The sequence below is a fragment of the Mesorhizobium sp. XAP4 genome, from assembly GCF_029269325.1.
Lineage (GTDB): Bacteria > Pseudomonadota > Alphaproteobacteria > Rhizobiales > Rhizobiaceae > Mesorhizobium > Mesorhizobium ciceri.
In genome coordinates this window covers 312065-326159 of sequence record NZ_JARIXW010000005.1, presented here as the reverse complement: position 1 = coordinate 326159, position 14095 = coordinate 312065, and the positions used below count along the sequence as shown (strand labels likewise).

Here is a 14095-nt window from a genome sequence, read left to right as displayed (position 1 = left end):
CCCAATTGACAAGACCGTCCAGACGGTACAGGAAGACCGCCATTATTTGAAATCGGGACCCGCAGTCGGTATGTGTCCCGATATCCGCGCTTCGCGCCGGATTTCGACTGAGGGGACTTCCTTGTTCAAGCGCATACTCCGTATCTTTATCATTGTTCTGGTTCTGGCCCTGCTCGTCGTCGTGGTCGGCGGCATCGTCGGCTTCAACTTCCTGCGCGACAACGGCATCAAGCAGTACTTCGCATCGATGAAGCCGCCGGCGGCAACCGTTTCGACGACCATCGCCAAGCCTTCGGCCTGGACGCCAGGCGTCGAGGCGATCGGCACGGTCAAGGCGGTGCGCGGTGTCGACCTGACGGTCGAGACTACCGGTATCGTCAAGGACATCCTTTTCCATGCCAACCAGAAGGTGGCGGACAATGCGGTTCTGCTGCAACTCGATGACGCCGTCGAGCGCGCCGACCTCGATGCACAGAAGGCGCAAGCCGCGCTAGACCAGACCTCACTTGCCCGCGCCATCGAACTGACCAGGCGTGGCGTTGGCTCCGACTCGACGCTGGACACGGCGCGTGCGGCGGCCTCGGCCTCGGCATCCCAAGTCACCAAGCTGCAGGCCGTGCTCGACCAGAAGCAGCTGACGGCGCCTTTCGGCGGCACGGTGGGTATCCCGAAGATCGATGTCGGCCAGTATCTGGCGCCCGGCACCGCCGTGGTGACATTGCAGGACCTCGACACGATGCGGGTCGATTTCACGGTTCCCGAACAGCAACTCGCCTTGCTCAAGATCGGCCAGACGATTCGATTGGGCTTTGGCGGCGAGGACAGGCCATTCGCAGGCGCCATTCGTGGCATAGACCCGAAGATCGACTCGTCCAGCCGGCTGGTGAACATCCGGGCGGAAGTCGCCAATCCCGATGGCAAGCTGACCCCCGGCCAGTTCGTGCAGGTGCGTGTCGAGCTGCCCGAAGAGCAGAACGTGCTGACCCTGCCGCAGACGGCGCTGACGACAAGTCTCTATGGCGACTACATCTTCGTGGTGCAGCCAGCCAAGCCCGCCGAGACAGCGCCAGCTGCCAAGCCGGAGGAAAAACCCGCTGCGCCGGCAGCCGACAAATCGGCTGACGCCAAGCCTGCGGACACCCAGCCGGCCGATGCCATGAAGCCGGCGGCTGATGCAGCCAAGCCTGCCGCCGATGCGGCAAAGCCAACTGATAAGGCTGCCGATGGGGCCAAGCCGGCGGCGGAAGGTGACAAGCCCGCGCTCGTGCTGTCGCAGGTGTTCGTCAAGCCCGGCCGCCGCAATCAAGGCATGGTCGAGATCGTCGAGGGGCTGAAGGCCGGCGACGAGGTCGTCACCGCCGGTCAGAACCGCCTCTTCAACGGCATGTCCGTCGTTGTGGACAACACCATCGACCCGACCAAATCGGCGAACAAGCAGGCCGGCCAGCAATGAGCTTTTCAGATCTCTTCATTCGCCGGCCTGTTCTTTCGACGGTCCTTGCTTGCATGATCCTGCTCCTGGGTTTCCAGGGCATCTTCAACCTGTCGATCCGGCAGTATCCGAAGGTCGATGAAACGGCCATCACGATCACCACGGCCTATCCAGGCGCCAGCGCCGATCTGATCCAGGGCTTCATTTCCGCCCCGATCGCCCGCGCCGTCGCCTCGACCGAAAACATCGACTACGTCACCTCGTCCAGCCGCCCGTCCTCCAGCACCGTGACGGTGCAGATGAAGCTCGGCTCGAACCCCGACGTCGCGCTGACCGAAGTTCTGTCCAAGGTCCAGGGCGTGCGCGGCACTTTGCCGGACGCGTCGAAGGACCCTGTCATCGTCAAGGGCACCGGCCAGCAGTTCGCGATGATGTACATCTCGATGCAGAATCCGAACATGACGAAGGAGCAGCTGACGGAGTATATCGAGCGCGTCATCAGACCGCGCATGTCGACGGTCGAAGGCGTCGCCGACGTGCAGATCTTCGGCGCCCAGGAATACTCGATGCGCGTCTGGATCGATCCGGTCAAACTTGCGGCGCGCGGCGTGACCGCCTCCGAACTGCTGACGGCGATCAACAATTCCAACTTCCTGTCGGCGCCCGGCAACACCCAGAACGAGTATGTCGTCTCCTCGATCACGGTGCGCTCGACATTGCAGACGCCGGAGGCATTCGCCGAGCTGCCGCTGCGCTCGACCGACGGCAATGTGGTGCGGTTGCGCGACGTGGCTCGCGTCGAACTCGCCGCCGAGAACACCGACACCAGGGTCTCGTTCAACGGTAAGCCAGGCACCTTCCTCGCCATCTTCCCCACGCCGGCGGCCAATCCGCTGACCACGGCGGCTGCGCTCACCAAGCTGGTGCCGCAGATTCAGGAGACACTGCCGAAAGGCATGACGATCGAGGTCGTCTACGACGCGACCGGGCAGATCAGCGCCTCGATTGAAGAGGTGTTCAAGACCATCGGCGAGGCGGTTGCCATCGTCGTCGTCGTCATCCTTCTGTTCCTTGGCTCCTTCCGGTCGGTGATGATGCCGATCATCACCATCCCGTTGTCGCTGATCGGCGTCTGCTTCCTTTTGTTCGCGGTTGGCTACTCGATCAACCTTCTGTCGCTGCTGGCCATGGTGCTGGCGATCGGCCTGGTCGTCGACGACGCCATCGTGGTGGTGGAGAACATCCACCGTCACATGGAAGAAGATCACATGTCGCCGATGCAGGCTGCGTTCAGCGGTATGCGCGAAATCGCATCAGCCATCGTTGCCATGACCATGACGCTGGCCGCCGTGTTCGCACCGCTGGCATTTACCGGCGGCCTGACCGGCGCGCTGTTCCGTGAATTCGCGGTCACGCTCGCCGGCTCGGTGGTGCTGTCGGGTGTCATCGCCATCACCATCACCCCGATGATGTCGGCACGCCTCTTGAAGTCCGGCACGCCGGGCCGTTTCCAGCGCATTGTCGACGGCACCTTCGCGCGCGTCGAGCATGTCTATGAACGCGCCGTCACCGGATCGCTGAACTATCGCCCATTGACGCTGATCATCGTGCTTGCGCTTGTCGGCGTCACCGGCTTCATGTTCACCAAGACCTCGAGCGAACTTGCGCCGGAAGAGGACCAGGGCTTTCTGCTCTCGATTGTGACGGCGCCGCGTTATGCGACGTCCGATTACACCGAGACATACGTCAACCAGATCCTCGGCCTGGTGAAGGATATTCCCGAAACACGGGCGCAGTTCTCGGCCGTCGCCTTCGGCGGCACGACAAACAGCGCCTTCGTCGGCTATGCCTTCAAGGACTGGGCGGAACGCAAGCGCAATTCGAAGGAACTGCAGGCTGACATTACGGCCCGTATCGCCAAAGTGGCCGGTGTCGAGGCCTTCGTCTTCGCACCGCCGACGCTGCCGGGCTCCGGCGGCGGCCTGCCCATTTCCATGGTGGTGCGATCGACCGGCGCTTCCTCGGAAGTGTACGAGGTGGCCGAGCAGATCAAGAACAAGGCGCAGGCCTCCGGCCGCTTCATCGTCGTGCAGAATTCGATGGCCTATGACGCACCGGAGGTGACGGTGACCATCGACCGCGACCGCGCCGCCGCGCTGAACCTGCCGATCGCCGATATCGGCCGCACGCTGACCTTGCTGGTCGGCGGCGCCGAAGTGGCGCAGTTCGACCGCGATTCCAACAGCTACGACATCATCCCGCAGGTGCCGCAGGAGTTCCGCGACGACCCCGACAAGCTCGGCGAATACTTCGTGCGCAGCGTGACCGGCGAGATGGTGCCGCTATCGGCGGTGGTCAAGATTTCGACCAATGCGGCGCCGGCGGCAATCGAGCAGTTCAACCAGCTGAATTCGTCGACGATTTCGGCGCTTCCGCTGCCCGGCGTCACCACCGGCGACGGGCTGAAGGCGCTGGAGGACATCGCCAAGGAGAGCCTGCCCGACACGTTCTTCATCGATTATTCCGGTCAATCGCGACAGGAAAAGGAACAGGGCAACACCATCCTGATCGCTTTCGCGGCCGCAGTTGTCGTCATCTATCTGGTGCTGGCGGCGCAGTTTGAAAGCTTCCGTGATCCGCTGATCATCATGATGGCGGTGCCGTTGTCGATCTTCGGCGCGATCGTGCCGCTCAATCTGGGCCTCGGCACGCTCAACATCTACACGCAGGTCGGCCTGATCACACTGATCGGTCTGATAACCAAGCACGGCATCCTGCTGGTCGAGTTCGCCAACCAGCAGCGTGAAAAGCATGGCATGCGGCGGCGCGATGCCATCATCGCCTCGGCCAAGGTGCGCCTGCGGCCGATCCTGATGACGACGGCGGCGATGGCGCTCGGCGTTGTGCCGCTGATCACGTCCAGCGGCGCTGGTGCCGCGGCCCGCTATTCGATGGGCCTGGTCATCTTCACCGGCATCCTGGTCGGCACCATGTTCACGCTCTTCGTCGTGCCCATGTTCTACACCTTCATCGCCAGCAAGGACCTGCCTCATCTGGCGGAGAAGCCGGACCCCAAGCTGATGCCGGCACTGCCGAGCTAGGACGGTCGAGGGAGTCCCGCCCAGAAATGCGCGGGGCAGATTGATGGAAACAAAAGAAAAGAGGCCGGGAAATTCCCGGCCTCTTTTCTTTTTGGCTGGGCTCGATACCGCCGGTTTGAACTGTACGCAATACCGCAGCGTTTTCCGGAGGGAGCTTTGAGGCGCGGCAGCATGCTGCCACGCCACCGTTTCCAGCCTGCTACTTGACGATGACGATGCTGGTGTTGGTCGCCCCGAAGGTTTCGACGAGCTGGTAGAAATCGGCGGCGTTGTCGGGGTGCAGCCGCACGCAGCCATGCGAAGCCGGCTGGCCGAGGCGCTTGATCGCATAGGTCGCGTGCACCGCATAGCCGCCGCTGAAGAAGACCGAGTGCGGCATCGGGGCGTTGTCGTATTTCTTCGAATACCACATTTCATGCATGCGGGTCGGCTTGAACGAGCCGGTCGGCGTCACATGGGCCCGGTCGCCGGTGGAGACTTTCCAGGCGAAGGTCGGCCGGCCGTCGACGGAGACTTCCATGATCTGCTGCGAAAGCGAAACGCGGGCCACGATCTTGTTGGCGGCATGCGCGGCGCCCGAGCCGAACAGCAGTGCGGCACCGGTCAGAGCGGCGGCGGCGATGTTGATGAGCTTGGCGGAAATGGCGGTATGCATGAAGAAAATCCCCTCTCTCTGCCGGTCCAGCCGGCTCCAATTCGATGGCTGCTTATCCCAACGTCATGTTTCGGAGAGATTTCGCAAAATGCTCATTTGTGTTTCGAATCTGTTTCCACTGGTTAACAAACGGCAACCCCATTAGAGCCGTCGGTGGCCCGCCAGCGAGACCCTAGCAAGACCAAGGTCAGGAACATGGGTATCCGTCGCTAAACGAAAGTGCGAATTAGCAGTATTCGAAAGGACCGCCGTAGATCTCGAAACCAAACTGCAACAAAGCGAGGTTTCAAGCGGCATGATCCGGATACGGGCCGCAAGCAAAGTTGACGCAACGAAAACAGCCGGTAACGAACATGGGAACGAAATCGAACGCGCTGTCCTGGCTTTTCAGGATCAGCATCGCGGCAGCGGTCATCGGCGGCGTCGGCACGGTTGCCGGCACCCCGCTGACAAGCCTCGGCGCGATGACTTCAGGCGAGATTTCGACCCTGCACGCCGCACTGTTTTTCGCCACGGTCTGGATTGTTTCCAGCCTGCGCATCGCCCGGCTAAAGGCCCTCTGGCGGGTCGGCCTTAGGCTGACGGGTTTGCGCGGCGCCTCCGGCAACTTGCTGCCGAGAGGACCGAAGGCCCGCGCCGAGACGGGGGGTTCCGTGGGCGGCGCGGGCGCTTCGGGGGTATCCTGAAGCGACCCGCAACAAACCATTTTGGGGAATTGGTACGATGAAAACGAAATTTGCCGCTTCGGTGCTTTCCGCACTGCTTTACGCCCAGGGCCTGCTCGGCTTTGCCGGCCTTGCCACCGTGCTGCTCAGGGACCGCGCCCACGCTGGCGAGCTGACCATGGGCAGTGACATGCCGGTGGGTCCATCGCTTCTGCTGGTACGCTGAGCGCCAAGAGCGTCGGGGCCGGAGATGGAAAATCCGATGCCCGAAACCAGAGACTGCGTCAGTGCCCGGCAATCAGTCCGCGAATTGCCGCGGCGGATCGAACCGGTAGCCGGCGCCGCGTATGGTGGTGATGGTTTCGGTGTCGAGTTTGCGGCGCAGCCGCACGATGCGCGAATCGATCGAGCGATCGAAGGCATCGGCGTTTTCGGCAGGCGCCGCGGCGATGATGTCGTCGCGCGTCAAAACCTTGCGCGGACTGGCCAGGAACAGCCTGAGCAGCGCCACCTGACCGGGCGAAAGCTGTTCCTCCGTGCCGGAGCGATGCATGACCATCGCCGATCTCAGATCGACGGTCGCGTTCTCCAGCACGATCAGTTCCTGGGTGCCCCTGCCGCGGCGCGAAAGCAGGCCGCCGACACGGGCGGCCAGTTCACGGACATTGAGCGGGCTCTCGACGACGTCGGCCGCACCAAGCTCCAGCGCCAGCACCTTGTCGACAAGATCGGCCGGGCGGCAGATCAGGATGAAATCCGGTCCGCCCTCACCGCCTCCTCCTTGGCCGCCATAACGTCTGAGCAGGTCCCGCCCCTCCGCCTGGCTAAGGCTGTCGCCGACGACGACGACGTCGATGCCCTTTCCCGACAGCAGCGATTCGGCTTCCCAGGGCTGGCGTGCCTGATGCACGTCATGGCCGCGCCGTTCAAGATGGTCGGCGAGTTCGGTCGCGACCACTTCGGCTACCGAAAGGAGCGCAATGACGGATCGTGCGGCCATGTTTTCCAACCGTTCCCTGGCAACCCCGATATGAGTGCTGGACATGATGTTTATACCCAATCTACTTTCCACTGAAAGTGGGAGCGAAAGCATCGTGCGGGCAAGAATTGTCATCGTCGAGGATGAGCCCGACCTGAGGGACGCTGTCGCCGAATACCTTGGCGCCGCCGGATATGACGTGGCCACCGCTGAAAGTGCGGCCGCCGCGCGCAGCCTCGTTGAAACGCAGTCGTTTCATCTTGCCATTCTCGACATCGCCATGCCCGGCGAGGACGGCCTCTCGCTTGGCCGCTGGCTGCGTTCGAAACTGCCGATCGGCATCATCTATGCGACCGCGGCCGGCACCGCGCTCGACCGCATTGTCGGGCTGGAACTCGGTGCCGACGACTACATCGTCAAGCCTTACGAATTGCGCGAAGTGCTGGCCAGGGTGCGCAGCGTGTTGCGCCGGGTCCCCCAGCCGAAGGAGCTCCAGGACAAGAGGGCCGGGACGGATCGCCGTTCCGTTGCCTTCGGCCCCTTCCAGGCCGATCTCGACGGCAGGCTGGTCACCGGCGCCAATGGCGCGGTGATCGACATGGCCAAGAGTGAGTTCGACGTGCTGGAGATTTTCCTCACCCGCGCCAACCGGCTGCTGACCCGCGCCGCTATCTCCGAGGCGATCGGTTTCACCGAAGATCCGGAATCGTCACGCGCGGTCGACATTCGCATCATGCGGCTGCGCAAAAAGATCGAGGCCGATCCCGCCAATCCGAAATTCCTGCGCACGGTGCGCGGCGAGGGCTATATCTTCTCGCTGCCGGCCGGCGACGGCAACTGAGCACCGGGCCAGAAGGATGTAGTTGCTCGCCGGCCGAATTGGCGCGACTCCGGAATGACAGCACAAGATGATCGCTGAAGCAGCAAGCACCGATATGCAAGGGTTCAGGCAGGGCGCGGCGATGGCGGCCGTGCGCGTCGTTCGCCGGCTGCGCGAGGCCGGCGACTGGCAGCGCGAGATGGACGGCATACTGGAAACGCTCTGCCGGGCCATGGATTGCCAGCGCGGCATCCTGTTTCGCTTGCGCGAACTGCCCGGCCAGGGCTTCGCCCAATCCGTCGCCGCCTATTGGATCGACCCTCTTTTCGGCGGCGAACTGGCATCACCGACCGTCATCATGCAATCGATCGTCAATTCCGACCCGCTGCTGGAGCGGCTTGCCGAGGACGAGAGGCAAGGCAAGATCTTCGCCGGTCATACGCGCGACCTCGAAGGCTTCCTGAGGACCGATTTCGAGAAGCAGAACATCAAATCGTTCCTCTCGGTCTCGGTCTTCGCGCACGGCCATCTCTGGGGCACGCTGGCGGTCAATGACTGCATCAACGAGCGTGCATGGACCGACGAGGAAGAGGCGACGCTGCACATCATCGCGCTGGCCATCGGCGACGCCATAGAGCGCTCGCCCTCCGACGCCCACGCCAGCGAGGTCATTCGCCGCACCATGCTGCAGGCCTCGCTCGACGCCATTGTCGTCATCGACGAGACCGGCTCGATCATCGAATTCAATCCGGCCGCCGAGAAGATGTTCGGCTTCCAGCGCAGCGACATCCTCGGCAAGGACCTGCTCGATACGATCGTGCCGATCTACTACCGCAAGGGCTATGCCTCAGGAGCCGAATACATGTCCGGCCGCGGCGCGCCGATGGTCGGCCAGCGGCTCGAGACGGTGACCCAGAATGCCGCCGGCGAAGTGTTCCCGATCGAGCTGACGGCCACCGAGATGCGGGTTGCCGACCGCCGCCTGATCTTCGGCTCCATCCGCGACCTGCGCGACAAATTGCGCGCCGAGGAGGAAATCGGCCGGCAACGCGAGAAGCTGCACCAGAACGAGAAGATGGCGGCCATGGGTTCGTTGCTGGCCGGTGTGTCGCACGAGCTCAACAACCCGCTGGCCGTGGTTGTGGCGCAATCGACGCTGCTGCACGAATTCGCCTCCGATCCGCAAACCAAGGTGCGCGCCGAAAAGGTCCGCGCGGCCGCAGAGCGCTGCGGCCGCATCGTCAAGAGCTTCCTGTCGATGGTCCGCCTCCATCCCGCGGCACAAGCCGAGACCGACCTCAACCAGGTGATCCGGGCGGCACTTGAAGTGACCGCCTATGGCGCGCGCTCAAGCGGCATCATCATCGACACCGATTTCGCCGCAGGCCCGCTGCTGGCCATGGCCGACGCCGACCATGTGACGCAGGTGGCGGCCAATTTCCTCATCAACAGCCAGCACGCTTTGGCTGGCATTGCCGGCGACCGGCTGATCAAGGTGCGGACGTTCCGCAGCGACCGGGATCATCCCTGCTTTTCGGTCGAGGACAATGGGCCCGGCGTGCCCGAAGCGATCCGCGGCCGCATCTTCGAATCCTATTTCACCACCAAGCCGGTCGGCGTCGGCACCGGCATCGGCCTGTCGATCTCGAAATCGATCATCGAGCGGCACAATGGCAATGTCTGGTTCGAGGAAGTGCTCCCGAGAGGCGCGCGTTTCGTCGTCCAGCTGCCGGCCATCGTGGCCGGCCTCGCCACCGCCGGCGACAACCAGCCGCGATCGAGCGGCCTGCGCCATGCCTTGATCATCGACGACGAGCCGGATGTCGCCGGCTCGCTCTCCGACATCCTCGAACTGATGGGCATCAAGTCGCGGATCGTGCCGGTCTGGGAATCGGCCGCCGCCACCTTGAGCGGCCATATGCCGCCGGACATCGTTTTTTCGGACCTGCGCATGCCCGGCGTCAGCGGCATATCGATCTATCGTGAGCTGCTCGCCGAAAAGCCCGATTTGGCGCGACGTTTCGTGCTGGTCACCGGAGACCTGATCGGTGCCAAAGCCGAAATCGAAGCCTTGCCGGCGCACCAGCGACCGCAGATTCTGGAAAAGCCGTTCAGCACGCTGGATGTGCGCAGCGTGCTCTCCGCCATCGCCGAACAGGCGGCCTTGAAAGGATAAAAAAAGAGGCTCCCGGGGGCGGGAGCCAAAAGGAGCGCACTGGAGGGCGCTCGGGGAGGTCAGAGCATGGTCCACAAAACGGGAACGGTTTTCGGGATCATGCTTCGACGGAAATCAGAAAATATTCGGCGTGCCGGTCAACGGCGCGGCATTGGCGATCATGCGGATCGCGCGGCTTTTGTGTGTTCCGGACTGTTCGGCGATGGCGCGCAGGCAATCCATGCTCTCGGCACCCCAGGCCTGGCCCTTGCAGGCGAAGTCGGTCACCGGCACCGGCAGACGCGCGGTCCTGGTCGTCGTCTGCGCGCCGTCGATGAGATTGGCCGGCGGATTCAACGAAGCGAAGGCCGGCCCGATTGTCGGCGTGAACGCCATGCCGACGAAGGCGCAAGCAGCCAGCACCATGAACATCGCCATGGGGTGGTCGCTGGCCCGCTGGCGCAGCGCCAGTTTCGGACGGCGGTCATTGCGCTCTGGAGCCTGAAGGTGCCCCTCGCCGCGGATCGTCTGGATTTTCGCATGCATTACCTTCCCCTTCGCTGAGTTTCTTTTGGCGGTGAAATGAACTTATCCGCGCTTTGTAACGGTGATGGGGTGGCGAAGGATTGGCACTGTAACGAATTCGAAACAGCATTTCGGGCGAAGTCGGGCAAAATCGGGCATGGCTTCGATGGCGCCAGGGCTCGAGGCGCAACTTGACCGATCTTGCCAAACAGTTTTTCGAAAAGATCAGGCTCAGCCCGGAGCTTGAAGCTCGGCAATGATCTTGTGCGCGGCGATGCGCCCGGCAATGATGGCGCCCTCGACATACCCCGGAAACGATGGCGAGAGTTCTGAAGAGGCGAGATACACCGGCGGTGCGCCGGCAAGGATCGTTCGCTCGGCGTCTGTCGCTGTAACATCGACAATAAGATCGCTGTACGCGCCGCCGCTCCAGCGATCTCCTATCCAGTCACGCAAACTGAAATCGATGACGTCACCGGCGTCCGGACCAAGGGCTGCCTCCAGCCGGCCGGTCACCTCCGCACGCAGTTCCGCCTCGCCGAGGTCGCGCCAACGCAGCGCGAGCGAGCCGCCGGCGAACACCACGAGCGCCGCATGCTCCGCATCCTTGCCGGCGTCGCAGGCAAACAGCCCCGGCGGCTCGAGCCACATCACCATGCCGCTCAAATCCCGCGCCCGCCAAAACGGTTTGGCATAGCGCACCAGGATCTTGATAGCCGCGCCGCTTTCCCAGGCGCCGAGCGCCCGCCCCAGTCCGGCCGGCAAAGCGGGGGCAAAGGCGAGCTCCGTCACCGTCGCCGGCGGGACGGCCACCAGAACCGTGCGCGCCTCGACGGCACCCCCGGCCGAAACGACAAGAACACCTTGCGAACTGTGCTCGATGCGCGTGACCGGCTCGCTTAGCCGCAACCGATCGCCAAGGTCGCGGGCCAGATCGTCGGCCAGCGAATGCATGGTTTCGCGCACAGAATATTGCAGTTCCGTCACCTCGTTGGTGACCCGCCGGTCATTGCCGATCAAATACCAGAGAGGAATCTGGTCCAGCGCCATGCACCAGAGACCTTCGATCATCGAACGGAAAGCCATCCTTGCATCGGCCGAATCGTGCTGGCAGGCAAGCCAGTCGGCGACGGTCTGTTCGGCAATCGAGGCATCGTCCGGATCGATCCCGTTCATGCGCTCGCGGATCGCCATCGCGGCATGATAGGTCCGCTCTGCTCGTTGTGCGGACATCGTCGGCTGGGTGATGAAGTCGCCATCGACATAGGTTTCAACCATCGTCTTGCCGCGCGCCTCGACCATGGCCATCAATTCCGGCATGTCCTCGCACAGGAACTGGCCGCCACTATCGATGCGTTCGCCAAGTCCGTTCAGTCGGGACTCGACGCGTCCGCCGACGCGGTCGCGTGCTTCGAGCAGGATGAAATCGATGCCGGCCTTCTTCATCTCAAGCGCCGCCGACAGGCCGGTGAAACCCGCACCGACGATGACGACATCGGTTCGCTCGAATTCGCCGCCCTCATCCGTGAAGGTCTTCAGCATTGCCGGCTATCCACCCAATCGTATCCGGCTTCCACCGACGAACTATGTCCTTGTCGACATATGCCGGCGGGCCGAACACACCATGCCGCAGGCTGTCTCTAACCTATCGTTTTCTCGAGCATATTGAGCCAGTTGCGATAGGCGATTTTTTCGATCAGCGCGCGGCCGAAACCGCGTGCCGCCAATGCATCGATCAGCTTCGGCAGGCCGGCGACATCGCCGATGACGGCCGGGATCATGGCGCCGTCGAAATCGGAGCCAAGACCAACGCCGTCCTCACCCAGCGCCTGCAGCAGCGAATCGATATGGCGCACCATGATATCGAGGCTGGTGTCGGCATTCATGCGACCGTCCTCGCGCAGGAAGCCGGTTGCGAAGTTCAGCCCGACCATGCCGCCGGTTTCGCGGATCGCGCCGAGCTGCCAGTCGGTCAAGTTACGCGAATGGCCGCAGATCGCGTGCACGTTGGAATGGGTCGCCACCAGCGGCGCATCGCTGAGTGCGGCGACATCGCGAAAGCCCTTCTCGTTGAGATGCGACAGGTCGATCATGATCTTCAACTGGTTGCAGGCCTTGACCAGCGCCTTGCCGGCATCGGTCAGGCCAGGGCCGGTGTCGGGCGAAGACGGGAAGCGGAACGGCACGCCGTGGCCAAAGGCGTTCGGACGGCTCCAGACGATGCCGAGCGAGCGCAGGCCGGCTTCATGCAGCACGTCGAGCATGGTGAGCTCGGGATCGATCGCCTCGACCCCTTCGATGTGGAACACCGCGGCGATCGACCCTTGCGCCATGGCATTGCGCACATCGCCGGCGCTGCGGCAGACGGTGAGCGCTCCGGCCCGTTCCAGCCTGAACAGGATCGAGGCCATCGCGATGGTCGAGGTCAGCGCCTCATTGCGCGGAACCTCGGGCGGCAGCGGTTCGGCGGCACCCGGCGCCAGGGGCACGGCGCCGCGCCTGGATTTCTCGACAGGCGGCGGAAAGATGGCGAACATGCCCCCGGCGAAGCCGCCGGCTTTCGCGCGTGGCAGGTCGATATGGCCGCCCGATTTCCCCTCGATGAACAGTTTTTCGACGTCCGTGTCTTTCGACTGATGGAGTCTGAGCAACGTATCGTTGTGGCCGTCGAAGACGGGAACGAGATCTGTTTCGGTCATTGGGGGATCATTCGGTTCGTTTGTCGGCGCGGCTAAGATATATCCTATCTACTTAGGCAGGATGCGCCACCCGCGCAAATGCCAAAGCCGCCCCGGTGGGATGGCAGCCGCTTGCCGCGCCGTTTCCAAGCAACGAATCCCTACCGCTTCAGCACGTCGGCCCATTCCTGATGGCGGCGGAACTGGGCGTTGGCGAACGGGCAGAGCGGGATGATCTTCTTGCCCGCCGCACGCGCATCCTCGACGGCGCGGGTGACAAGCCGAAGCCCGGCACCCTGGCCGCGAAAGACGTCCGGCACTTCGGTGTGGTCGATGATGATCTGGTGCTCACCGATCTTGGTGAAAGTCATCTCGGCCTCGGCGCCATCGGGTCCACGCAGGACGTAGCGGCCCTTGGAACCGCGATCCTCAAGTTCGATCTCAGGCAGTTGGTCAGGCATTGCTATGCTCCTTGGGCAGTATCGGCAAAGAACCGCCGTGCCGCCTCGATCTCGTTTGGCCGCACCTCGTGCCCGCCATCGTGCCATTCCACTGTGACATCGGCGCCGTCGGCACGCAAATAGGCCTCGAGCCGCGTGGTCAGGTTCGGTGGACAGATCGGATCGCGCTTGCCGGCGGTCACCAGGATATGGCGGCCGGCGAGGCTGCCCTTGACCTCAGGTTCGAACGGGATCAGCGGATGCATCAGCACCGACGCGTCGAACAGCGCTGGAACTGCGAACACCACCGAGGCCAGGACATTGGCGCCGTTGGAATAGCCGAGACCCAGCACGGCCGATGGCTTCGCTGCTTCAACATGGGCCTTGACGAAGCCCGCCATCTTGGTCGTCGCCCGCGCCAGGTCGTCCATATCGTAGATGCCCTCGGCGGCGCGGCGAAAGAAGCGCGCGGCACCTTGTTCCGACACATCACCGCGCGGCGAGACGATGGTTGCCTGGGGCGCGAGATCGCGCCCCAGCGACAGAAGCTGATTCTCATCGCCTCCCGTGCCATGGAAGACGAACAGCAATGGACCGCCCGGCGAACCGGGCAGCACCTTGTGGATGTAAGCGTCCTTGCTCATG

General features: G+C 63.2%; 13 protein-coding genes. 6 read left to right on the top strand and 7 right to left on the bottom strand.

What is annotated here, in order from left to right; genetic code table 11:
* Window positions 1-121 precede the first annotated feature (121 nt).
* Window positions 122-1453: an efflux RND transporter periplasmic adaptor subunit gene (locus tag P3C39_RS22985; RefSeq protein WP_027163144.1), complete on the top strand. Its 1332-nt coding sequence runs from the start codon at window positions 122-124 to the stop codon at window positions 1451-1453.
* A complete protein-coding gene (locus P3C39_RS22980) occupies window positions 1450-4533 on the top strand; it encodes an efflux RND transporter permease subunit (RefSeq protein ID WP_013529306.1) in 3084 nt (1027 codons plus the stop codon). The genes P3C39_RS22985 and P3C39_RS22980 overlap by 4 nt, the downstream gene beginning before the upstream one ends.
* Before the next feature lie 199 nt (window positions 4534-4732).
* Here the strand turns inward: P3C39_RS22980 and P3C39_RS22975 are convergent, their stop codons facing one another.
* Complete coding sequence (locus tag P3C39_RS22975) at window positions 4733-5188, bottom strand: L,D-transpeptidase (protein WP_013529305.1); 456 nt, start codon at window positions 5186-5188, stop codon at window positions 4733-4735.
* A gap of 353 nt (window positions 5189-5541) precedes the next feature.
* Here P3C39_RS22975 and P3C39_RS22970 point away from each other — a divergent pair, with 353 nt between their 5' ends.
* Window positions 5542-5874 carry a hypothetical protein gene (locus P3C39_RS22970; protein WP_024503024.1) on the top strand — a complete coding sequence of 111 codons (333 nt, stop codon included), beginning with the start codon at window positions 5542-5544 and terminating at the stop codon, window positions 5872-5874.
* Between the two features lie 37 nt (window positions 5875-5911).
* Window positions 5912-6079 (top strand): hypothetical protein, encoded by a 168-nt coding sequence (locus P3C39_RS22965; protein WP_013529303.1) that lies wholly within the window; start codon window positions 5912-5914, stop codon window positions 6077-6079.
* A gap of 72 nt (window positions 6080-6151) precedes the next feature.
* Here the strand turns inward: P3C39_RS22965 and P3C39_RS22960 are convergent, their stop codons facing one another.
* Complete coding sequence (locus P3C39_RS22960) at window positions 6152-6853, bottom strand: response regulator transcription factor (protein ID WP_275954317.1); 702 nt, start codon at window positions 6851-6853, stop codon at window positions 6152-6154.
* A gap of 46 nt (window positions 6854-6899) precedes the next feature.
* On the opposite strand from P3C39_RS22960, the gene P3C39_RS22955 reads away from it, so the two are divergent.
* A complete protein-coding gene (locus P3C39_RS22955) occupies window positions 6900-7673 on the top strand; it encodes a response regulator transcription factor (protein WP_275954423.1) in 774 nt (257 codons plus the stop codon).
* A gap of 67 nt (window positions 7674-7740) precedes the next feature.
* Window positions 7741-9828, top strand: coding sequence for an ATP-binding protein (locus P3C39_RS22950; protein ID WP_027163147.1), 2088 nt, complete (start codon window positions 7741-7743; stop codon window positions 9826-9828).
* Window positions 9829-9942: 114 nt separating this feature from the next.
* On the opposite strand, the gene P3C39_RS22945 is transcribed toward P3C39_RS22950, so the two are convergent.
* From P3C39_RS22945 to P3C39_RS22925, 5 genes are all read right to left on the bottom strand, one after another.
* Complete coding sequence (locus P3C39_RS22945; RefSeq protein ID WP_275954318.1) at window positions 9943-10353, bottom strand: hypothetical protein; 411 nt, start codon at window positions 10351-10353, stop codon at window positions 9943-9945.
* A 210-nt stretch (window positions 10354-10563) separates the two neighbouring features.
* The gene (locus P3C39_RS22940; RefSeq protein WP_275954319.1) at window positions 10564-11874 is read right to left on the bottom strand and encodes a flavin monoamine oxidase family protein; all 1311 of its coding nucleotides are present in this window, start codon (window positions 11872-11874) and stop codon (window positions 10564-10566) included.
* 98 nt (window positions 11875-11972) lie between these two features.
* The gene (locus P3C39_RS22935; RefSeq protein ID WP_013529297.1) at window positions 11973-13031 is read right to left on the bottom strand and encodes a dipeptidase; all 1059 of its coding nucleotides are present in this window, start codon (window positions 13029-13031) and stop codon (window positions 11973-11975) included.
* A 140-nt stretch (window positions 13032-13171) separates the two neighbouring features.
* Complete coding sequence (locus P3C39_RS22930) at window positions 13172-13471, bottom strand: GNAT family N-acetyltransferase (RefSeq protein WP_013529296.1); 300 nt, start codon at window positions 13469-13471, stop codon at window positions 13172-13174.
* A 2-nt stretch (window positions 13472-13473) separates the two neighbouring features.
* Entirely contained in the window at window positions 13474-14094 is a 621-nt protein-coding gene (locus P3C39_RS22925; RefSeq protein WP_027163149.1) for an alpha/beta hydrolase, read from the bottom strand.
* Window position 14095 lies beyond the last annotated feature (1 nt).

Excerpts from the sequence above, each read along its gene's own strand:
- P3C39_RS22980 (WP_013529306.1), top strand. The coding sequence starts at position 1,450 with ATGAGCTTTTCAGATCTCTTCATTCGCCGGCCTGTTCTTTCGACGGTC.
- P3C39_RS22975 (WP_013529305.1), bottom strand. The coding sequence starts at position 5,188 with ATGCATACCGCCATTTCCGCCAAGCTCATCAACATCGCCGCCGCCGCT.
- P3C39_RS22970 (WP_024503024.1), top strand. The coding sequence starts at position 5,542 with ATGGGAACGAAATCGAACGCGCTGTCCTGGCTTTTCAGGATCAGCATC.
- P3C39_RS22965 (WP_013529303.1), top strand. The coding sequence starts at position 5,912 with ATGAAAACGAAATTTGCCGCTTCGGTGCTTTCCGCACTGCTTTACGCC.
- P3C39_RS22960 (WP_275954317.1), bottom strand. The coding sequence starts at position 6,853 with ATGGCCGCACGATCCGTCATTGCGCTCCTTTCGGTAGCCGAAGTGGTC.
- P3C39_RS22955 (WP_275954423.1), top strand. The coding sequence starts at position 6,900 with ATGTTTATACCCAATCTACTTTCCACTGAAAGTGGGAGCGAAAGCATC.
- P3C39_RS22950 (WP_027163147.1), top strand. The coding sequence starts at position 7,741 with ATGATCGCTGAAGCAGCAAGCACCGATATGCAAGGGTTCAGGCAGGGC.
- P3C39_RS22945 (WP_275954318.1), bottom strand. The coding sequence starts at position 10,353 with ATGCATGCGAAAATCCAGACGATCCGCGGCGAGGGGCACCTTCAGGCT.
- P3C39_RS22940 (WP_275954319.1), bottom strand. The coding sequence starts at position 11,874 with ATGCTGAAGACCTTCACGGATGAGGGCGGCGAATTCGAGCGAACCGAT.
- P3C39_RS22935 (WP_013529297.1), bottom strand. The coding sequence starts at position 13,031 with ATGACCGAAACAGATCTCGTTCCCGTCTTCGACGGCCACAACGATACG.
- P3C39_RS22930 (WP_013529296.1), bottom strand. The coding sequence starts at position 13,471 with ATGCCTGACCAACTGCCTGAGATCGAACTTGAGGATCGCGGTTCCAAG.
- P3C39_RS22925 (WP_027163149.1), bottom strand. The coding sequence starts at position 14,094 with ATGAGCAAGGACGCTTACATCCACAAGGTGCTGCCCGGTTCGCCGGGC.